Source organism: Bacillus cereus group sp. BfR-BA-01309 (assembly GCF_022664315.1).
Classification (GTDB): domain Bacteria; phylum Bacillota; class Bacilli; order Bacillales; family Bacillaceae_G; genus Bacillus_A; species Bacillus_A mobilis.
On sequence record NZ_JAKUHE010000077.1, the window covers coordinates 1 to 352 of the forward strand.

The window sequence follows — 352 nt, forward strand, 5'->3', positions numbered from 1 at the left end:
ATGAGTCGATTGGTGTGGATGTTGGTTTAAAAGAGCTGTTTGTAGCTTCTAATGGTATGAAAGAACGAAATATAAACAAAGATGCCAAGGTTAAAAAACTTTTGAAAAGGAAAAAGTCAGCACAAAGAGATATGTCTAGGAGATTTAAAAAAGGTGTAAATATTCAATCTGCCGGATATGAAAAAGCTAAAACTGAGCACCTGCGGTTATCTAGGAAAATTACGAATATCCGAAATAACCATATCCATCAAGCGACAGCTAAATTGGTGAAAACCAAACCAATGAGGATTGTTGTGGAAGACTTATCTATCTCAAACCTGTTAAAAAACAAAAAACTATCGAAAGCATTTTC

The 352-nt window shown here is 34.1% G+C and carries 1 protein-coding gene; it reads left to right on the plus strand.

Annotation, left to right across the window (positions count from 1 at the left end; genetic code table 11):
* The coding region (locus MR115_RS29700; protein WP_242243864.1) for a transposase at positions 1–352 on the plus strand (352 nt) is incomplete at both ends.